This window comes from Ruegeria sp. CH11 (genome assembly GCF_056537105.1).
On sequence record NZ_JBQFQX010000003.1, the window covers coordinates 130690 to 148425 of the forward strand.

General features: G+C 60.5%; 22 protein-coding genes. 10 read left to right on the forward strand and 12 right to left on the reverse strand.

Translation table 11 applies throughout. The features are described 5' to 3' along the window. Nucleotides 1-5: 5 nt before the first annotated feature. From ACR0LX_RS06470 to ACR0LX_RS06485, 4 genes are read right to left on the reverse strand one after another with little or no spacing between them, the layout of a single operon-like run. Nucleotides 6-611 carry a pyridoxamine 5'-phosphate oxidase family protein gene (locus tag ACR0LX_RS06470; RefSeq protein WP_480783018.1) on the reverse strand — a complete coding sequence of 202 codons (606 nt, stop codon included), beginning with the start codon at nt 609-611 and terminating at the stop codon, nt 6-8. After that, the gene (locus tag ACR0LX_RS06475; protein ID WP_480574742.1) at nt 598-1338 is read right to left on the reverse strand and encodes a lysophospholipid acyltransferase family protein; all 741 of its coding nucleotides are present in this window, start codon (nt 1336-1338) and stop codon (nt 598-600) included. Before ACR0LX_RS06475 ends, ACR0LX_RS06470 begins: the two co-directional genes overlap by 14 nt. Continuing rightward, nucleotides 1338-2237, reverse strand: coding sequence for a cell division protein FtsX (locus ACR0LX_RS06480; RefSeq protein ID WP_480783019.1), 900 nt, complete (start codon nt 2235-2237; stop codon nt 1338-1340). Before ACR0LX_RS06480 ends, ACR0LX_RS06475 begins: the two co-directional genes overlap by 1 nt. Then, the gene (locus tag ACR0LX_RS06485) at nt 2234-2911 is read right to left on the reverse strand and encodes a cell division ATP-binding protein FtsE (RefSeq protein ID WP_480574736.1); all 678 of its coding nucleotides are present in this window, start codon (nt 2909-2911) and stop codon (nt 2234-2236) included. The genes ACR0LX_RS06480 and ACR0LX_RS06485 overlap by 4 nt, the downstream gene beginning before the upstream one ends. 178 nt (nt 2912-3089) lie before the next feature. On the opposite strand from ACR0LX_RS06485, the gene ACR0LX_RS06490 reads away from it, so the two are divergent. Next, complete coding sequence (locus tag ACR0LX_RS06490; protein WP_480783020.1) at nt 3090-3806, forward strand: zinc-ribbon domain-containing protein; 717 nt, start codon at nt 3090-3092, stop codon at nt 3804-3806. Between the two features lie 14 nt (nt 3807-3820). On the opposite strand, the gene ACR0LX_RS06495 is transcribed toward ACR0LX_RS06490, so the two are convergent. The 5 genes from ACR0LX_RS06495 to argH are packed head-to-tail and all read right to left on the reverse strand — an operon-like array spanning nt 3821 to nt 9444. Further along, nucleotides 3821-6364, reverse strand: a complete 2544-nt coding sequence (locus ACR0LX_RS06495) for a TIGR02302 family protein (protein ID WP_480783021.1) — start codon at nt 6362-6364, stop codon at nt 3821-3823. 36 nt (nt 6365-6400) lie between these two features. Further along, on the reverse strand, nt 6401-7666 hold the full coding sequence (gene lysA / locus ACR0LX_RS06500; RefSeq protein WP_480783022.1) for a diaminopimelate decarboxylase: 1266 nt from the start codon (nt 7664-7666) through the stop codon (nt 6401-6403). A gap of 50 nt (nt 7667-7716) precedes the next feature. Then, nucleotides 7717-7866: a hypothetical protein gene (locus ACR0LX_RS06505; RefSeq protein ID WP_480783023.1), complete on the reverse strand. Its 150-nt coding sequence runs from the start codon at nt 7864-7866 to the stop codon at nt 7717-7719. Between the two features lie 7 nt (nt 7867-7873). Next, nucleotides 7874-8056 carry an argininosuccinate lyase gene (locus ACR0LX_RS06510; protein ID WP_480783024.1) on the reverse strand — a complete coding sequence of 61 codons (183 nt, stop codon included), beginning with the start codon at nt 8054-8056 and terminating at the stop codon, nt 7874-7876. Next, nucleotides 8056-9444, reverse strand: a complete 1389-nt coding sequence (argH, locus tag ACR0LX_RS06515) for an argininosuccinate lyase (RefSeq protein WP_480783025.1) — start codon at nt 9442-9444, stop codon at nt 8056-8058. The genes ACR0LX_RS06510 and argH overlap by 1 nt, the downstream gene beginning before the upstream one ends. A gap of 22 nt (nt 9445-9466) precedes the next feature. Between argH and ACR0LX_RS06520 the strand changes: the two genes are divergently transcribed. The 9 genes from ACR0LX_RS06520 (at nt 9467) to yddG (ending at nt 16418) form a co-directional block, all read left to right on the forward strand. Continuing rightward, nucleotides 9467-10033, forward strand: coding sequence for a TlpA disulfide reductase family protein (locus ACR0LX_RS06520; protein ID WP_480783026.1), 567 nt, complete (start codon nt 9467-9469; stop codon nt 10031-10033). A gap of 92 nt (nt 10034-10125) precedes the next feature. Further along, nucleotides 10126-10455 carry a hypothetical protein gene (locus ACR0LX_RS06525; protein ID WP_480783027.1) on the forward strand — a complete coding sequence of 110 codons (330 nt, stop codon included), beginning with the start codon at nt 10126-10128 and terminating at the stop codon, nt 10453-10455. Between the two features lie 60 nt (nt 10456-10515). Next, nucleotides 10516-10902, forward strand: coding sequence for a hypothetical protein (locus ACR0LX_RS06530; RefSeq protein ID WP_480783028.1), 387 nt, complete (start codon nt 10516-10518; stop codon nt 10900-10902). Further along, a complete protein-coding gene (locus tag ACR0LX_RS06535) occupies nt 10899-11870 on the forward strand; it encodes a sterol desaturase family protein (protein ID WP_480783029.1) in 972 nt (323 codons plus the stop codon). The genes ACR0LX_RS06530 and ACR0LX_RS06535 overlap by 4 nt, the downstream gene beginning before the upstream one ends. Nucleotides 11871-11959: 89 nt before the next feature. Continuing rightward, nucleotides 11960-12151: a hypothetical protein gene (locus tag ACR0LX_RS06540; protein ID WP_480574705.1), complete on the forward strand. Its 192-nt coding sequence runs from the start codon at nt 11960-11962 to the stop codon at nt 12149-12151. A gap of 100 nt (nt 12152-12251) precedes the next feature. After that, nucleotides 12252-13085 (forward strand): EAL domain-containing protein, encoded by an 834-nt coding sequence (locus ACR0LX_RS06545; protein ID WP_480783030.1) that lies wholly within the window; start codon nt 12252-12254, stop codon nt 13083-13085. 193 nt (nt 13086-13278) lie between these two features. After that, complete coding sequence (locus ACR0LX_RS06550) at nt 13279-14454, forward strand: acetyl-CoA C-acetyltransferase (RefSeq protein WP_480783031.1); 1176 nt, start codon at nt 13279-13281, stop codon at nt 14452-14454. A 187-nt stretch (nt 14455-14641) separates the two neighbouring features. Then, nucleotides 14642-15364, forward strand: a complete 723-nt coding sequence (gene phbB / locus ACR0LX_RS06555; protein ID WP_480574696.1) for an acetoacetyl-CoA reductase — start codon at nt 14642-14644, stop codon at nt 15362-15364. 187 nt (nt 15365-15551) lie between these two features. After that, nucleotides 15552-16418, forward strand: a complete 867-nt coding sequence (yddG, locus tag ACR0LX_RS06560) for an aromatic amino acid exporter YddG (RefSeq protein ID WP_480574693.1) — start codon at nt 15552-15554, stop codon at nt 16416-16418. On the opposite strand, the gene ACR0LX_RS06565 is transcribed toward yddG, so the two are convergent. The 3 genes from ACR0LX_RS06565 to ACR0LX_RS06575 all read right to left on the reverse strand — a co-directional run bounded on the left by ACR0LX_RS06565 (nt 16415) and on the right by ACR0LX_RS06575 (nt 17685). Then, a complete protein-coding gene (locus ACR0LX_RS06565) occupies nt 16415-16579 on the reverse strand; it encodes a YdcH family protein (RefSeq protein WP_480574691.1) in 165 nt (54 codons plus the stop codon). The two genes, yddG and ACR0LX_RS06565, sit on opposite strands and share 4 nt — an antisense overlap. Before the next feature lie 120 nt (nt 16580-16699). After that, nucleotides 16700-17473, reverse strand: coding sequence for a tRNA1(Val) (adenine(37)-N6)-methyltransferase (locus tag ACR0LX_RS06570; RefSeq protein ID WP_480783032.1), 774 nt, complete (start codon nt 17471-17473; stop codon nt 16700-16702). After that, complete coding sequence (locus ACR0LX_RS06575) at nt 17470-17685, reverse strand: putative signal transducing protein (RefSeq protein ID WP_170712606.1); 216 nt, start codon at nt 17683-17685, stop codon at nt 17470-17472. The genes ACR0LX_RS06570 and ACR0LX_RS06575 overlap by 4 nt, the downstream gene beginning before the upstream one ends. Nucleotides 17686-17736 lie beyond the last annotated feature (51 nt).

Below are 17736 nucleotides of genomic sequence, written 5' to 3' on the forward strand. Positions count from 1 at the left end.
GGTCACTACCACATCGTCTTAGCGGCGCGCGGGGCCCATTCCTCGTCATACAGCGCGCCGCCTTCTTCGCCCGCGCTCACCTCGGCCAAAATCTGGCCGACGCTTGGCAGTTCGGCGCTTTCGTCGCCGCTCGTCCATGTCTTCGCCCGGATCAGCGCGCGGGCGCATTGGGTGTAAATCTCTGAGATTTCGATCACGGCAACAGTTGCCGGTCGTTTGCCGTGTTTTTCGAACCGGCTGCGCAAGTCCGCATCGTCGGTCAGGCGTGCCCGTCCATTGACCCGGATGACGTTGTTGGACCCCGGCACCATGAACATCAGCGAGACACGCGGATCACGCACGATGTTGCGCAGCGAATCCAAGCGGTTATTGCCCCGCCAGTCGGGCAACGCCAGGGTCTTTGGGTTCAGCTCCAGCACAACCGGTCCGTCATCGCCGCGCGGGCTGCCATCGACACCTTCGGGTCCAACGGTGCTGAGGACACAGAGGCGCGAGGCCATGATCCATTTCCGATAGAGCGGCGTCAGCTGATGCGCGACCTTTCGGATCGACGGCGCGCCAGGAGTTCCATAGAGCGCCTCAAGCGCCTCGATGTCGTCAATGAACCGCATCCGGATCAAACCCCACTTCTCGCATCAATTCATTTGAGCGCGTCTCGATCACGTCTTCCAGTCGCCCCAAAAACGCGTTTCGCGCCACACCCGGTTCAATTGGGTCGAGAAAGTCGACGATCGCCAGACCGGGTTTGCGCAAAATCCCGGTCCGTGGCCAGAACACACCCGCATTTGTGGCCACCGGCACACAGGGAAAACCCAGACCCTCATACAGAACGGCCGTACCGACCTTGTAGGGTTTTTGTACCCCAGGAGCGACGCGCGTGCCTTGCGGATAGATCACCAACTGACCGGGTTCGCTGAACTCCTTTGCCACGTCTTTGACCATCTTGGCCACAGCCGCTCCCTTTCTTCCGCGATTAACAGGAATGCAACCCAAACGCCGGGCGTACATTCCGATAACCGGAGTCCACAGCAGCTCGCGCTTCATGATGAACTTGCCGTGCGGGACGGCGTCGAAAATCATTATGATGTCGAGAAAGGATTGGTGTTTGGCGCCGACCACGACCTCGCCCGTCGGCACCGATCCACGCACTTCGCACCTGATGCCGACCATCCAGCCAGCCAACCATTTGGTTGTACGGGCATAGGTCTTGCACGCTTGCAGGGCTCCGCGTTTCGAAAACAGCGCATAAGGCGCAAAGACGACGCCAAGAATCAGCATCCAGGCATAGATCGTGATCATGAAGATCAAGGACCGCACCCATTGGATCGCTTTGGACATCACGAAAGCTCCTTCAACTTACGCCGCGCGGCAGACCATGTGGCGACAAACGCAACACATGCCCCCAAAACGGGGATCAGAGCCGGTAGCAGCCATCCGACGCCCTGAAAGCCCAGACCGGTCAGAAAACCGCCCTCTGCCGACGCTTCGGGCAACAGCAATACGCCGCTCATGCCGAGCAGGGTTCCAACCGCCGCACCGAACAAGGCGCGAAAGGTAAAACGTCGGACAAAGGCTCCGGCGATAAAACGGTCCTTGGCCCCAACCTGACGCAATACCTCGATGATCTGCGCATTGGCAGCAAGAGAGGCGTTGGCCGCGAGGGTTATCATTGCCGCCGTGGCCCCGCCGATCAACAGGATCGAGATCACGCCCAGCCGCCGCAACGAATTGGCTGCCGCAACCAGCGGCTCACGCCAGCGCGAATGATCGTCCAGCACCGCACCGGGCACCTCGGCCCCCAGCCGCAGGCGCAGCCCTGCCGCGTCCAGACCGGGATCACCCTCGGTAATCTCGATCAGTTGCGGGATCGGCAGCGTGTCCAGCGGCAGGTCCAGCCCGAACCAGGGGGCCAGCAGGGCCGCCTGCTCCTCGGTCGTCAAAGCCCGGGCCGAGGCCACGCCCGGCGTTTGTTTCAATACGTTCAGCGCCGCCTCGGTCTGCGCTGCAAGTTGATCCGCTGGTGCGTTGATGCGCAACGTTGCTGCCCCAGCAAGTTCCGAAGCCCAACGCTCTGCCAATCGGCCCGACGCCAGCGACAGCGCCAGCGCAAAGACGGCCAGAAACGCCATGGCCCCGGATACAAATAGTGTCAGTTGCGCGGTGAACCCAGTGGGCGGCACAACGCGATCCGCGCGACGGTCGCGGCGCAGCAGATTGCGGAAATCGTCGCCGCTCATAGATCTGCTCCTGCCAATTGCAGCTTGCGTTGTGAAATGCGCAGCACCCGCGCCTGGACCTGGCTTTTGGCGGCGCGGATCAAGCTCAGATCATGCGTTGCGATCAGCACGGTCTTGCCCATTCGGTTCAGTTCGATCAGCAGGCGCAGCAGACGCTGTGACATCTCCCAATCGACATTGCCGGTGGGTTCATCTGCCAAAACGATATCCGGTGACAAGATCACCGCCCGCGCCAATGCCGCCCGTTGCCGTTCGCCGCCCGACAGTTCGGGTGGATGCGCCCCAAGCCGCGCGCCCAGACCAACCCAATTCAACAGCTCGGTCAGATTGTCCTGTTCCGCTTCGGCAGCGCGGCCAGACACCATCAGCGGCAAAGCCACGTTTTCCGCCAGCGTCATGTGATCCAGAAAGCGGCAATCCTGATGGACCATACCGATCCGGCGGCGCAGAACCGCCATCTGGTCCCGATCCAAGCCTGCGACATCCTCGCCAAAGGCGCTCAGCCGTCCTGAGGTCGGCAGCAACGCGCCATAGCAGAGTTTCAGAAAGGTGGTTTTGCCTGCCCCTGATGGGCCAGTCAGAAAATGGAACGATCCCGACTGCAATTGCAGCGACACATCGCTCAGCAGTTCGCCGCCGCCATAGCTGTAGCTGACACTTTCCAGCTCGATCACGCCTGTCCCCTTTGTTATACAGCCTCTCTTGCCCGAGCGCGGCCTCAGTTTCAATGCCCGCAAAGGGACCAATTGGCGACACTTGGCCCGTGAGGCCGAAAACACGCTTTGCTGTTGGGGCTTAACGGAATATCATCGCAAGAAAACTATCAGGCCGGCAGTCAGGCCAGGAGGCAGTATGCGACTCACATGTCCGAATTGCAGCGCTCAGTACGAAGTGCCGGACGACGTAATCCCCGAAAGCGGACGGGATGTCCAATGTTCCAATTGCGAACAGACCTGGTTTCAGCCCAAACACCCCGAAGCCAAGGACGATCAGGCGGAACCGAAACCGCCGCAAGCCAAGGATGAGGAAAAACCCGCCGAGGCACCACCCGCTGCGCCAGAACCCGCGCCGGAGGCCGAAAAAGCCCCAGCCGGCTCGGGCAATGTTGACCCGGCCGTTGCCAGCATCCTCAAGGAAGAGGCCGCGCGCGAGGCTGAATTGCGCGCTAAGGAAGGCACAACCAGCCTGGAAAGCCAACCGGATCTGGCGCTGGATCAGCCCGCTGAGGCAAAGGTCAAACCCAAGCGGCCAGCGGCAAGCGCGACCGCCGCCGATGCCGGACAAAAGGATGAATTGCCCGATGTCGAGACCATCAACACTGGTCTGAAAAGCGACGACAGCGCAAAGGGCGACGAAGCAACAGCAGCCCCGCGCAAATCGGGCGGCTTCCTGCGCGGGTTTGCGTTGATCGTGATCATCGGGGTCATTTTGCTGCTGGTCTACAGCAACGCCACCCAGATCAGCGAAACCGTTCCGCAGGCCGACCCGGTGCTGAAATCGTATGTCTCATTTGTCGATCAGGCGCGCCTGTGGCTTGAAGCCCAGACCGGGGGCGCGGCCGAGAACTAAGGTGGCGTTACGCGTCAGAACCGCTCCAACAACCGTTTGAGGTAGTCCAGTTCAATTTGCGGCCGGTCGGATTCTCCGGTCCGGCGGCGAATTTCGTCCAGCAACTCGCGCGCACGGCGATAGACATCTTCGCCTTGCAGAAGGTCCTCTTCGGTTGAGATCGACCCGGCAGACCCCGGATTGCGGCCCAGCGGGTCACGGCTGTTGGCCTGCATGTCGCCGTCCTGCGTGCCCTGTCCCGGTTGGTTCTGTTGGTTCTGCGCCAAGGCCTCGCCCAGAGACCGCATGCCTTCGCGCAGGGCCTCCATCGCCTCGGACTGGCGGTCGATTGCTTCGGCCAGATCGTCACCGCGCAAGGCGTCCTCGGCTTCGTCCATGGCGCGGCCCGCGCGCCCCAGCGCCTCGCGCGCAGCATCGCCTTCGGGCGTTCCGGCACCCGGCAGGCCTTGTTGCTGACGGTTGAGTTCGTCACGCAGGGCCTGTTGTCGGTCTGCCAGCGATCCCTGGCCCTGCTGTCCTTCGCCAGCCTGATCCTGACCCTGGCCTTGACCACCTTGGCCTTCGTGGCTCTGCCCGCGGCCCTGACCGCCGGACTGCCCCTCGTTGCCCTGACTCTCACCAGCTTGCGCGCCGGGGTTGAACTGTTCCTGCAGGTCGCGGAATGCCTGATCGCTGAGGCCCTGCTGTTCACGCAGCGTTTCGGCCAATCCTTCCATGGCCTGCTGTCCTTCGGACTGGCCACCCTGACCCTGTCCTTGCGTGACGCGCATGTTTTCCATCATCTGCTGGAACTCTTCCAACGCCTGCTGCGCCTCGGCCATGCGGCCCTGTTCCATCAGTTCCTGAATACGGTCCATCATCCGTTGCAGATCGTCCTGCGTCATCTGCATGGTTTCGCCGTTCGGGCCTTGCTGACCGTCCTGCATTTCACCGTTTTCCTGCGCCAGACGCTGCAATTGGCGCATATAGTCCTGCGTGGCTTCGCGCAGTTCCTGCATCAGTTCGGCGATCTCTTCGTCGCTGGCCCCGTTCTGCATCGCCTCGGTCAGACGTTCCTGCGCCCGGCGCATCCGTTCCAGAGCGTCGGCCAGGGTGCCATCCTCGATCAGCACCGCGAGATCCCAAAGCGCTTGCGCAATTTCTTCCTGCTGCTTTGGCTTCAGATCGTATCGCGTAAATGTTTCCAAGCGGCGCAACAGCACGCGTAGGCGCAGATAGGCCGTATCCGAGCGGAACAGGCCTTCGGGCCGGTGCGAGACTGCCCGCAGCAATTGCGCCACCCGAGCGGCATTTGTCTTGGACCACAGCAGGTCGCGGCGCTGTTCGATGACTGCCGCTGCCAGCGGATCAAAGAAACGTCGCGCGGGCAAAGCCGTCTTGTAAGGCTCCGACGACGCGGTCTGATCGGCATCGTCCACCACCTGCAGCGTGATCGTGACCGGCAGGTGCGCCCAGGGGTGCTGCGAGAAATCTTCGATCAGGTCTTCGGTGAAATCTGACCGGTCTCCCGTGATGGGCATCGGCAACTGAACCTCAATCACCTCACGCGGTTCGGGGTCGACTTTCAGCCCAAAACGCCTTTCGACCGCATCCAGATCCAGCGTGATCTCTGCGGAACCTGACACGACGCCATAGTCGTCGTTGGCCGCAAACGGCAGCTTCATTTGCCCGCCCGCCTCGGCCTCGGCCATACCCGCCACGGCGATCTGGGGGGCTTCGTCTTCCACGACGCTCAAGACCCAGTCGCGCCCTGCCGGGCCTTCGATGCGCATCTGGCCTGAGCGCTCGGCGATGAATTCCTGCTCGGGCTCGGCAGCCGCCTCGGCGCCGGTGGTCGAAGCTGTCTCGGTCAACGTATGCGCCCCAACCTCGCCATAGAATCGCAAGGTAATACGGCTGCCCTGCGGCACAGACAGCGACGGGTCTTGCTGATCTGCAAGATACAATGTCGGCAGGCCGGTATAGCGCGGCGGCTCGACCCAGCCTTCCCAAGTGGGCCCCTGACCGGCAACTGCAGCACCGGGCGTCATGTCTGCGACCGACCCGATCCGCCAGAATGACCCGAAGAGCGTCGCAACCACCAGCGCCAGCATCGCCGCATAGCGCAACGCATATGGGTCGCGAGACGCCAGCCGCAGATCAGGCCGGACCGGCCCGGCCTGCGCTGCCCGGGTTGCCATACGCGCCTGATGCGTCCGCCACAGGGCCACCGAATCCGCGTCCATCGCGCCAATGGCCTGATCGTCCATCAGGGCCTGAATCGGGCGCCCGGGAAGGGTTTCATCCAGCCGTACAAGGGCCTCGGCCCGGCTGGGCAGACGGAATCGACGCACACCAAAAACCAAAGCGCCCAGCGCTGACGACACAGCAAGCGCGCCCGTAACCCAGACGGTTTCGACACCAACCGCGTCTTGCAGTCCCAGCATCAGCGCCGCCAGAACTACCATCATAATCGAAAAGAAGGGCCAGAACGCGCGCAAAACCTGTTCGGCCAACATTCCCGCATGGGTAAGCCACACGGAAAGTCGCGGAATGGGCAGGTTCGGTTTGTCGGTCAAGGCAAGCCTCCGGGTCGGGCCCGCGCGCCTATCGCGTCAGAGCCACGAGGGTATGGTATCGCGGTTTATGATTTCGTCAAAGCTTGGCCGTTCACGAATAACTGCAAATTGATCCCCATGCACCAGCACCTCTGGGATCAGCGGTCGGGTGTTGTATTCGCTGGACATCACCGCGCCATAAGCACCGGCACTGCGAAACGCCACCAGATCGCCCGGTGCCAACGGGGGCATATTGCGTTGCTTGGCAAAGGTGTCGCCCGACTCGCAAACTGGACCGACGATGTCATAGGGCTGTTGTTCGACACCCGGTTCGGGTTCCTTGACGGCAACAATGTCGTGGTGTGCCTCGTACATTGCAGGGCGGATCAGGTCGTTCATCGCCCCGTCCAGAATCAGGAAATCGCGGCCTTCGCCTGATTTCACATAGATCACCTTGCTGACCATCAGACCCGCATTGCCCGCGATCAGGCGGCCTGGTTCGATTTCGATCTCGCAATCCAGATGGCCCAGGGTCTTCTTGATCAGGGCACCATATTCCACCGGCAGCGGCGGCGCATCGTTCGCGCGGGTATAGGGGATGCCCAAGCCACCGCCCAGATCCAGACGGCGAATATTGTGCCCTTCGGCACGCAGTTGCTCGGTCAGTTCAGCGACCTTGGAGTAGGCCAGTTCAAACGGCTCCAACTCGGTCAGTTGCGAACCGATATGAACGTCGATCCCGATCACTTCCAACCCCGGCAGGCGGGCGGCAAGCGCATAGACTTCTGAGGCGCGCGAAATCGGGATACCAAACTTGTTTTCGGATTTGCCGGTGGCAATCTTGGCATGTGTCTTTGCGTCCACATCCGGGTTCACCCGCACGGTGATCGGCGCGACCTTTCCCAATTCCAAAGCCACCGCATTGATCACTTCCATCTCTGGTTCGGATTCGACGTTGAACTGACGGATGCCGCCGGTCAGCGCGGCACGGATTTCGTCCGCTGTCTTGCCGACGCCCGAAAACACGATCTTGTCGCCCGGAACACCCGCAGCCTTGGCACGCAAATATTCCCCGCCCGAGACAACATCCATCCCTGCACCGGCCTGCGCCAGCGTCTTCAGGATTGCCTGATTGCTGGCCGCTTTCATCGCATAGCAGACGAGATGATCGGTACCTTCCAAAGCGTCATCAAAAAGCTGAAAATGCCGCAGCAGAGTGGCCGTCGAATAGACATAGAACGGGGTTCCGACCGCAGCGGCGATTTCGGAGATTGGGACATCTTCGGCGTAAAGCGCGCCGTCGCGGTAGAGAAAGTGATCCATAGCAGCGCGCTTAGACCAAAAGAGGCATACGGATCAAATGATTCCGCGCCTCACCCGCCAGTAGACACGCCAACCCGGCCATAGCCTGAGATCGAAACGCCTGAGCCGCTGGATCTGGCCTCGGGTTCCGGGCGGGGATTGCCGGCCGGTTCACAGGCTGCGAGCAGAGCAAGCACCAAGGCTGCGCCGATGAACTTCATTCTGCGTTCACAAACCCAAATAGACGCCCAGCCCGCCACGGCTCAGCCCAAGGCCAACACCACCGTAAGAGCCGCTTGTGCCAATCCCAACATTGGCGCTCATCGTCGGTTGAATGGGTTCGCCGTCTGCGCCGCAACCGGCCAGAGCCGCTGCAGCCGCAATCAACAGCAGCACGCGTTGTATCTGCATTACACCAGCGCCTTCCATCGCTTGACTTGGGCCCGCACCTGATCTGGTGCAGTACCGCCATAGGACTGGCGCGAGTTTACCGAATTTTGCACGGTTAGGACAGAAAAGACGTCGTCGGTGATATCTGCATGGACCGTTTGCATATCCTCAAGCGTCAGATCAGGCAGGTCGCAGCCTTTGCTTTCAGCCATCGCAACCAGCGATCCGGTGACGTGATGCGCATCGCGGAACGGCAGACCCAGCACCCGCACCAGCCAGTCGGCCAGATCGGTCGCGGTCGAGAACCCCGAACCTGCTGCTGCGGCGAGGCTGTCGCGGTTGGCGGTCATGTCCTTAACCATGCCCTCCATCGCCGCCAGCGCCAGCATCCAGTTGTCGGCGGCGTCAAAGACCTGTTCCTTGTCTTCCTGCATGTCCTTGGAATAGGCCAGCGGCAGGCCCTTCATCACCATCATCAGGGCCGTGTTGGCCCCATAAATGCGCCCGACCTTGGCCCGGATCAGCTCGGCCGCGTCGGGGTTCTTCTTCTGCGGCATGATCGACGAGCCTGTCGAGAAACGATCTGACAGCGTGACAAAGCGGAACTGGGCCGAGGACCAGATCACCAGTTCCTCGGCAAAGCGCGACAGGTGCACGGCGCAGATCGATGCGGTGGACAGGAATTCAAGCGCGAAGTCGCGGTCGCTAACCGCATCCAGAGAGTTCGCGGCGGGGCGGTAAAAGCCCAGCGCCTCGGCTGTCATCTGACGGTCGATGGGGAAAGAGGTACCCGCCAGCGCAGCAGCGCCCAAGGGGGATTCGTTCATCCGGGCACGCGCGTCGCGCACGCGGGACAGATCGCGGCCAAACATCTCGACATAAGCCATCATGTGGTGGCCCCATGTCACCGGCTGCGCAGTCTGCAAATGAGTAAAGCCCGGCATGACCCAATCGGCACCCGCCTCGGCCTGCGCCAAAAGCGCGCGGATCAGCGCCAGCAAGCCGTTCTCAGCCGCGTCCAGCTGATCACGAACCCAGAGTTTGAAATCGGTCGCAACCTGATCATTTCGGCTGCGGCCCGTGTGCAGACGACCTGCAGGCTCACCAATGACCTCTTTCAGGCGCGCTTCGACATTCATGTGAATATCTTCCAGCGCGGTCGAGAACTGAAACGCGCCGTTCTGGATTTCTGACAAAACGGTGAGCAGCCCTTCCCGAATAGCCTGCGCATCACTATCAGTAATAACGCCTGTGGCAGCCAGCATGGCGGCATGGGCGCGCGAGCCTGCAATGTCCTGGGCTGCCATCCGCTGATCGAACCCGATCGAGGCGTTGATCGCCTCCATGATCGCGTCTGGACCGGCGGCAAAGCGGCCGCCCCACATCTGGTTCGAGGATTGATCGGTCATGTTGCAAAAACCCGGAGTTGATATGCGCCTATTTCGTCTGATCCCCCTTTATATGGCCCTTGCGCTGGGTGCAAACGCGGCTTTGGCCACCGACGCGGAAACACTTGGACCGCTGCGTGACGGCAGCCTGAAACGGTTGATCCTGCACAAAGAGCCCAAGCCCGTCGAACCGGTAGCCTTCGAACTGGAGGATGATGGCGGCACCGCAACGTTGGCGGACTATAAGGGAAAATACGTCCTGCTGAACTTCTGGGCCACATGGTGTGCGCCGTGCCGCAAGGAAATGCCGCAGATTTCCGAATTGCAGGAAGAATTCGGCGGCGACAAGTTCGAGGTACTGACATTGGCCACCGGACGCAATTCACCCGCCGGGATCAAGAAGTTCTTTGACGAAAACGGCATCACCAACCTGCCGCGGCATCAGGACCCTAAACAGGCGGTTGCGCGGGAAATGGGTGTCATCGGCCTGCCGATCACTGTCATCATCGACCCTGATGGCAACGAAATCGCTCGTCTGATCGGTGACGCCGAATGGAACTCGGACAGTGCCAAGGCGATTGTGTCGACCCTGGTCGACGCCAACAGCTGACGCTCCAGGCGGTCAGGACAAAAATGTGCTATGCTGAGACCGGCCCCGATTGGGCCGGTTTTTTCTTTGCGACATCAGAAGGGAAGACGGCTATGAAACCGGTTGTTTTGCTGATTGGAAAACTGCCCAACGTGATCGGCGACGTCGCGCAACAGCTTGACCATATGCCGATTCAATGGCTGGGAGCGCATGATCCCGACGAGGTCCGGCGTCAACTGGACGCCGAACCGCGCATCGCCTGCGCCATAATGGGTGCTGGTCTTGATGACTCGGTCCGGGGCGAGATGGTGGGTATCATAGCTGCCCGTCGGCCGGATATCTGCATCCATCTTAAGGATCGCGCCTCGGGACCCGCGGGCCTTGGCCCGTTCGTACAACGGGTGGTGCAACACGAGATTGTCGAACGGATCGAAAGCACCTGACGCCACGCCACCTTTGACAGCCTCCCGCCCGCTTTGCACTCTGCGCATGGGGAGGTCGCGATGCCGCTTGAGATACTCTTGGTTCTGGTGGTCGGCGGCATAGCCGGCGTCACGGTGCTATTGCATCTGACCGGTCGGTCGCGGATTCGCGTTCTGACGCCCGAAGACGCCCGGACCGAATGGGTGCGGCATTTCCCAGATGATGATGTGATCGACCTGACCATCTCGCATGACGGTCATACAGCTCTGGTCCGCACCAACACCGGTGCCGGGCTTTTGTGGGCCTTGGGGGCAGACACTGTAGCCCGCCACCTGCTGGATTTCGACTGGATCGAACATCCCGACGGATTCGAGGTTCAGTTTCACGAGTTCGGAACACCCCGCGCCATTATCCGCCTTGATGAGACCGAGCGCCGTCATTGGCGCCACCTATTGGAGCCCGCATGACCGACGCCGTAAGTTTCCCCGACGCCGTGCAATGGGCCGTCCCCTTCTTCATTGCCGCGATTCTGGCCGAGTTCCTGTGGATCGCACTCAAGGGCAAAGGCGGTCGGTATGAGACCCGCGACGCCGTGACCTCGCTGATCATGGGGGCCGGGAATATCGCGTCAGGTTTTCTGCTGGGCTTCATCGCTTGGGCATTCTTCATGTGGCTGTGGCAGATCACGCCGTTGAACCTCGGCACATCGATCCCGGTCATAATCCTGTGCTTTGTGTTGGACGACCTGCGCTACTACTGGGTGCACCGCTTTGGCCATCGCATTCGTTGGGTCTGGGCCAGCCATGTGAACCACCACAGCTCGCAGCACTACAACCTGACAACAGCGTTGCGGCAGACCTGGACCTATACGTTCACCTTCATGATGGTGGTGCGCGCGCCTCTGATCCTGCTGGGCTTTCATCCGGCGATGGTGCTGTTTGTCGGTGGCTTGAACCTGATCTATCAATTCTGGATTCACACCGAGGCCATCGGCAAGATGCCTCGCTGGTTCGAGGCAGTGATGAACACACCCAGCCATCACCGTGCCCATCATGGGCGCAACGCGCGCTATCTGGATTGCAATTATGCGGGTGTGTTCATCATCTGGGACAAACTGTTCGGTACCTTCGTGCCCGAACAGGAAGATGACCGCGTCGATTATGGTCTGGTGCACAATATCGGCACCTTCAACCCGCTGCGCGTCGCCTTTCACGAGTGGGTCGGCATCTGGCGTGATGCTACGCAACCGGGCCTCCGCCTGCGGCAGCGGCTGGCCTATTGCTTTGCGCCGCCGGGGTATAGCCATGACGGCAGCCGCGATAATTCGGCCCAGATCAAGGCCAAGCACCTCGCCCGAAATCCACGAGATCGCGGAACGCCCGGATTTGAGCAATTTGACGCCACTGCGCCTTCTTCACGGGCGAAACGGGTCTAAATAACGCCCCAATTTTCGGACAAGTGTTGAAATTCCTGCCCGATGCGCCATATCGGGCGAATGTTCCTATTTCTGAGTATCGCATTGAGATGACACGCTTAACGACATTTTCGACCGCAACCGGCCTATCTGGTCTGATCCTCGCCATGCTGACTGCGCTGAACCCCGAGGCCCCTGCGGCCCTTCTGGCCCTCGGTTTTGGTCTTATGGTGCTCGGCCTGGTGGGCGCGCTGTTCGGAGCCGCATCGGCGCTTGGGCGCGCGTGGCAATCGACACGCTGACCCCGAACGGCGTTGCCGCGCTTTTTTCGCAATTTTTAACCGCAGATTCACCTGTTTGAGCTGACACTGAGGCAAAATAGGCTCAACAGACGGTGCGTCCATGCGGGACAAGAACATCCAAGATCTGCCCGAAGGATCAGACAGCCCTTTGAACGCGGCGGTCACGGCCCGGGATCGCTCGGCGGTGCTTATGGCGACCGACGCGGTCAAACACAAACAATGCAAGCTGGCGTTTCAGCCTGTGATGCAGGCGCGCGCGCCGCACAACGTCGCCTTCTACGAAGCTTTCATTCGCGTTCTGGACGAAACCGGGCGGGTGATCCCCGCGCGCGAATTCATGCCGCAGGTCGAGAACTCTCCGATCGGGCGGGATCTGGACTGCGTCGCATTGGAAAAAGGCCTGCGAACCTTGCGGCACAATCCCGATATCCGGCTGTCGATCAACATGTCCGCCCGCTCTATCGGATATGCCCGGTGGTCGCGCGTGCTGGACCGGTTTCTTAGAAAGGACCAGACGTTGGGCGAACGGCTGATTCTGGAAATCTCGGAAAGTTCGGCCATGCAGGTCCCGGAACTCGTCACCGATTTCATGGACCGGCAGCAGGCGCGCGGCATCGCCTTTGCGCTGGATGATTTCGGGGCCAGCAATTTCAGTTTTCGCCACTTCCGCGAGTTTCTTTTCGATGTCGCCAAGATCGATGGGCAGTTTGTACGCGGAGTCAGCGAGAACCCTGACAATCAGGCACTGGTCCGCGCCCTGATCGCGGTTGCACGAGAATTCGAAATTCTTGTCACCGCCGAATCGGTCGAAACAAAAGAAGATGCCGAATTTCTTGTCGCCAACGGCGTTGACTGTCTGCAGGGTTACCTGTTCGGCGCGCCTTCGGTCACACGGCCTTGGGTCCAGGAAAACAACGCCAAAACCGCCAGTTAGCACACTGTTTGCCAACGCGACACTTTGCCACTTGGGGCTGTGAGACAAGCTGTCCATTGCTGCACGTGCAGCGTTGGGGTATTCCAGAACGCACACAAGCGGGGATCACGGGGCGCTTATGTTGCATCAGGGATGTTCTCTCATGCACGCCGCTGGGTCTTCGGCTGGACCATGACGGTAAAGGATTGACTATATGACCAACGTAGTAATCGCATCCGCTGCACGCACGGGTGTCGGCAGTTTTGGCGGTTCTTTTGCGAACACCCCCGCACATGATCTGGGCACCGCCGTTCTCGAAGCGGTTGTGGACCGCGCCGGGGTCGAAAAGGCCGAGGTAAGCGAAACCATCATGGGTCAGGTCCTGACTGCCGCCCAGGGTCAGAACCCCGCGCGCCAGGCGCATATCAATGCCGGTCTGCCGCAGGAAAGCGCAGCCTGGGGCATCAACCAGGTCTGCGGCTCGGGCCTGCGCGCCGTTGCGCTGGGCGCACAGCACATCCAGTTGGGCGATGCCGAAATTGTTGCCGCCGGTGGTCAGGAAAACATGACCCTTTCGCCCCATGCCGCCGCATTGCGCGCCGGTCAGAAAATGGGCGACTTGAAATACATCGACACAATGATCCGTGACGGCCTGTGGGACGCTTTCAATGGCTACCACATGGGCCAGACTGCGGAAAACGTCGCGGAAAAGTGGCAGATCAGCCGCGACATGCAGGACGAATTCGCCGTCGCGTCGCAAAACAAGGCCGAGGCCGCGCAAAAAGCCGGCAAATTCGCGGATGAGATCACGCCGTTCACCATCAAGACCCGCAAGGGCGACATCGTGATGGACAGCGACGAATACATCCGTCACGGCGCGACCATGGAGGCCATGGCCAAGCTGCGCCCCGCCTTCACCAAGGATGGCTCGGTCACGGCGGCCAACGCCTCGGGCCTGAATGACGGCGCGGCGGCAACGCTGCTGATGTCGGCAGAAAACGCCGAAAAGCGCGGGATCGAGCCTCTGGCCCGAATTGCATCTTACGCAACCGCTGGTCTGGACCCGTCGATCATGGGCGTTGGCCCGATCTATGCTTCGCGCAAGGCGCTGGAAAAAGCGGGCTGGTCGGTTGACGATCTGGATCTGGTCGAAGCCAACGAAGCCTTCGCGGCACAGGCCTGCGCAGTGAACAAGGACATGGGCTGGGATCCGTCGATCGTGAACGTCAACGGCGGTGCGATCGCCATCGGTCACCCGATCGGTGCCTCGGGCTGCCGGGTTCTGAACACGCTGCTGTTCGAAATGAAACGCCGCGACGCAAAGAAAGGTCTGGCGACCTTGTGCATCGGCGGCGGCATGGGCGTTGCCCTTTGCGTGGAGCGCGACTAAGTGCTTTGATAATTCAATAGAAAAGGGCGCCCGACTGGCGCCCTTTTTTGTTACAATTCGACCCTAATACTGTGATGCGACGATATTGATGACTGGAAATGCAAATTTGACCACGAAACAATATTGCGCATCGCTTTCTCTCAGAGTAACAGCATTACCAAGCCGACTAAATTTGGAGGATTCCTAAATGGCACGTACAGCACTCGTCACCGGCGGCTCTCGCGGCATCGGCGCAGCAATTTCCAAGGCGCTCAAGGCCGAAGGTTACAATGTTGCGGCCACGTATGCGGGAAATGATGAAGCGGCGGCTAAGTTCACCGAAGAAACCGGCATCGCCACTTACAAGTGGAACGTCGGCGACTATGACGAATCCAAGGCGGGCATTGAAAAGGTTGAGGCCGAAGTTGGCCCGATTGATATCGTGGTTGCAAACGCAGGCATTACCCGCGACGCACCCTTCCACAAGATGACGCCGGAACAATGGCATCAGGTGATCGACACCAACCTGACCGGTGTTTTCAACACCGTTCATCCTGTCTGGCCCGGCATGCGCGAGCGCAAGTTTGGCCGCGTCATCGTCATCAGCTCGATCAACGGACAGAAGGGCCAGTTCGCTCAGGTGAACTATGCCGCGACCAAGGCGGGCGATCTGGGTATCGTCAAGTCGCTGGCGCAGGAAGGCGCGCGCGCGGGTATCACCGCCAATGCAATCTGCCCCGGCTATATCGCAACCGAGATGGTCATGGCAGTGCCGGAAAAGGTGCGCGAATCCATCATCGGCCAGATTCCGGCCGGTCGTCTGGGTGAACCGGAAGAAATCGCGCGCTGCGTGGCGTTCCTTGCTTCGGACGATTCGCAGTTCATCAATGGCTCGACCATCTCGGCCAACGGTGCGCAGTTCTTCGTCTGAGCCAGAGCAACTAAAATAGTGGAAAGGCCGGTCCCTTGGGATCGGCCTTTTTTTGCGGCATCCAGCCAATACCAAAACCCTGCCTCAAACCGGGGAATTCGAGGCGCGATTGCGGACCGCGATTGAAACCGCCCCGCAAATCTCGGATGAATTCAGGGCTACTCTCACCAATGAGGATTGATTCCCAATGACAAGGATGGGCGCAACTGCCGTTGGATTCGTCGCGGTCTTGCTGTGGTCGCTGCTGGCCCTGTTCACGGTCGGGTCCGTGCCGACACCGCCCTTGTTGCTGAACGCGATCTGTTTTTCGATCGGAGGTTCGTTGGGGTTGATTTGGGTTGTCGCAACTGGCGGGCTCACGCAGCTTCGTCAGGTTTCATGGGTAACCTATCTGTTCGGCGCGATTGGTTTGTTTGGTTACCACGCGTTGTATTTCTCTGCTCTGCGCATGGCCCCAGCGGCCGAAGCCGGGCTGATCGCTTATCTCTGGCCTTTGTTGATCGTGCTGTTTTCGGGCCTGTTGCCGGGTGAGACTCTGCGCGTTGGGCATCTTTTGGGTGCATGCCTGGGCTTTGCCGGGGCCGCCGTGATCATCGGCGGCGGCGGCAGCGCAGGATTCCAGGCCCAGCACTTGCCTGGCTACGGGCTAGCCCTGCTATGTGCGTTGACGTGGTCAGGTTATTCGGTTCTGTCGCGACGCTTGGGGGATGTACCGACCAGCTCGGTCGCTGTGTTTTGCGTGGTTACGGCCATCGCATCATGGGGGTTACACTTTGCGGTCGAGGAAACCGTTTTGCCCAGCAGCGCGCTTGGCTGGGCGTCGGTGCTGGCCCTGGGGCTTGGGCCCGTCGGATTGGCCTTCTATGTCTGGGATATCGGGGTGAAACGCGGCGACATTCAGATTTTGGGCACGGCATCCTATGCGGCCCCATTGCTGTCTACACTGGCGTTGGTACTGGCCGGGTTCGCCGCCCCGACCTGGGGTCTTGCGATCGCGGCCCTGTTGGTGACCGGCGGTGCGGCGATTGCCGCACGCGCCAGTCTGAAGTCCTAGTTTGAAAGGCGCTCAATTTCTTCCTTGAGCTTCAGCTTCTGTTTTTTCAGCTGGGCGATATGGAGATCGTCGATGCCTGGCGAGCGTTGGGCTTCTTCCACTTGGAGACCGAGATTTTCATGCTTCTTCTTCAGTTCCGTCAGATGTGCGCTCACGCTCATGGCGATCCTCCTTTTCTGGTTGCATGTATTACGTAAGAAGTTGATCACATCGTTTCCAGCCTGTCACGCCTCTGACGCACAGAATCTGTTACAAATCCGACAAATTGGGCCAGTCTTTGCCTAAACTTCGGAAAACCCGGCCAACGGCGCAGCCTGGCGCAACACGGTCGAGACCACGGGAGTATAGCTTTCCCCGTCGCGCTCATGCCGCGCGCCATCGTGCAAGATGACCGGTGCCAACAGGCGAAACGCCGCGCGCCCGCCTTTGCGCGCCCGAACGATCACCAGTTCGGCGGCGCGATGGGCTCGCGGTGCAAGCGGCAAAACCTCGATCGAGCCCAACCGCACTGAACAGGCCGCCAACAAATCGGGCAAGCGGTCGGCCTTTTGGATCATGTGTACATAACCGCGCGGCGCCAACCGTCTGGCAGCCACATCCACCCAGTCCTTCAGGCCGGTTTCCTCACCCAAGGCGATCCGTCGCCCCGAATCTGCTGCGGGGCTGTGCGCCCCGGGCCGATAGTAAGGCGGGTTGGCCAGAACATGGTCGAACTGTTGCTGTTTCAATTCGGGCGGCAACGCGGTCAAATCCGCCTCGACAACGGTCAGTGCTGCGCGGTTTTCGGCGGCATTTCGGCGCGCCAGATCCGCATATTCTGCCTGCAATTCCACGCCCGTTGCCTGCAACCCCGGCACGCGCGCCATCAGGCACAGGATCGCAGCCCCCGCGCCGCATCCCAATTCCAGCACTGTTTGATCAGCGTGGGCCTGGACCGACGCGGCCAGCAGAACCGGATCCACGCCAGCGCGATAGCCAGACCGGGGTTGCCATAGACGCACCCGGCCACCCAGAAAATCATTGCAGGTCAATTCGCTGTCGGCAAAACGCGTCATCGCCCCAACGGGATCTCATTGTCGCGCATGACCCGTTCCGCGCGGATCAGGTCATCGGCACGTACCATCAGGCGCCGAGGGAAGATTCCGATACCGCCTTCGAGGATGCTCATATTTACGTCCATCTGAAAGCAGTCTATATCCTCGCCCTTAAGAAGGGCGGATGCAAAGGCCAGGATCGTCGGATCGGTGCTGCGCAGAAGTTCTTTCATGGGGATGGATGTAAGGGCAAGGTGAGCCGGAAGTCGAGCCTTGTATCAGGA

What these genes read in the sequence shown, in the direction of transcription:
- ACR0LX_RS06470 (WP_480783018.1), bottom strand. Translation starts at nt 611, where the DNA reads ATGCGGTTCATTGACGACATCGAGGCGCTTGAGGCGCTCTATGGAACT.
- ACR0LX_RS06475 (WP_480574742.1), bottom strand. Translation starts at nt 1,338, where the DNA reads ATGTCCAAAGCGATCCAATGGGTGCGGTCCTTGATCTTCATGATCACG.
- ACR0LX_RS06480 (WP_480783019.1), bottom strand. Translation starts at nt 2,237, where the DNA reads ATGAGCGGCGACGATTTCCGCAATCTGCTGCGCCGCGACCGTCGCGCG.
- ACR0LX_RS06490 (WP_480783020.1), top strand. Translation starts at nt 3,090, where the DNA reads ATGCGACTCACATGTCCGAATTGCAGCGCTCAGTACGAAGTGCCGGAC.
- lysA (WP_480783022.1), bottom strand. Translation starts at nt 7,666, where the DNA reads ATGGATCACTTTCTCTACCGCGACGGCGCGCTTTACGCCGAAGATGTC.
- ACR0LX_RS06505 (WP_480783023.1), bottom strand. Translation starts at nt 7,866, where the DNA reads ATGAAGTTCATCGGCGCAGCCTTGGTGCTTGCTCTGCTCGCAGCCTGT.
- ACR0LX_RS06510 (WP_480783024.1), bottom strand. Translation starts at nt 8,056, where the DNA reads ATGCAGATACAACGCGTGCTGCTGTTGATTGCGGCTGCAGCGGCTCTG.
- argH (WP_480783025.1), bottom strand. Translation starts at nt 9,444, where the DNA reads ATGACCGATCAATCCTCGAACCAGATGTGGGGCGGCCGCTTTGCCGCC.
- ACR0LX_RS06520 (WP_480783026.1), top strand. Translation starts at nt 9,467, where the DNA reads ATGCGCCTATTTCGTCTGATCCCCCTTTATATGGCCCTTGCGCTGGGT.
- ACR0LX_RS06525 (WP_480783027.1), top strand. Translation starts at nt 10,126, where the DNA reads ATGAAACCGGTTGTTTTGCTGATTGGAAAACTGCCCAACGTGATCGGC.
- ACR0LX_RS06530 (WP_480783028.1), top strand. Translation starts at nt 10,516, where the DNA reads ATGCCGCTTGAGATACTCTTGGTTCTGGTGGTCGGCGGCATAGCCGGC.
- ACR0LX_RS06535 (WP_480783029.1), top strand. Translation starts at nt 10,899, where the DNA reads ATGACCGACGCCGTAAGTTTCCCCGACGCCGTGCAATGGGCCGTCCCC.
- ACR0LX_RS06540 (WP_480574705.1), top strand. Translation starts at nt 11,960, where the DNA reads ATGACACGCTTAACGACATTTTCGACCGCAACCGGCCTATCTGGTCTG.
- ACR0LX_RS06545 (WP_480783030.1), top strand. Translation starts at nt 12,252, where the DNA reads ATGCGGGACAAGAACATCCAAGATCTGCCCGAAGGATCAGACAGCCCT.
- ACR0LX_RS06550 (WP_480783031.1), top strand. Translation starts at nt 13,279, where the DNA reads ATGACCAACGTAGTAATCGCATCCGCTGCACGCACGGGTGTCGGCAGT.
- phbB (WP_480574696.1), top strand. Translation starts at nt 14,642, where the DNA reads ATGGCACGTACAGCACTCGTCACCGGCGGCTCTCGCGGCATCGGCGCA.
- yddG (WP_480574693.1), top strand. Translation starts at nt 15,552, where the DNA reads ATGACAAGGATGGGCGCAACTGCCGTTGGATTCGTCGCGGTCTTGCTG.
- ACR0LX_RS06565 (WP_480574691.1), bottom strand. Translation starts at nt 16,579, where the DNA reads ATGAGCGTGAGCGCACATCTGACGGAACTGAAGAAGAAGCATGAAAAT.
- ACR0LX_RS06570 (WP_480783032.1), bottom strand. Translation starts at nt 17,473, where the DNA reads ATGACGCGTTTTGCCGACAGCGAATTGACCTGCAATGATTTTCTGGGT.
- ACR0LX_RS06575 (WP_170712606.1), bottom strand. Translation starts at nt 17,685, where the DNA reads ATGAAAGAACTTCTGCGCAGCACCGATCCGACGATCCTGGCCTTTGCA.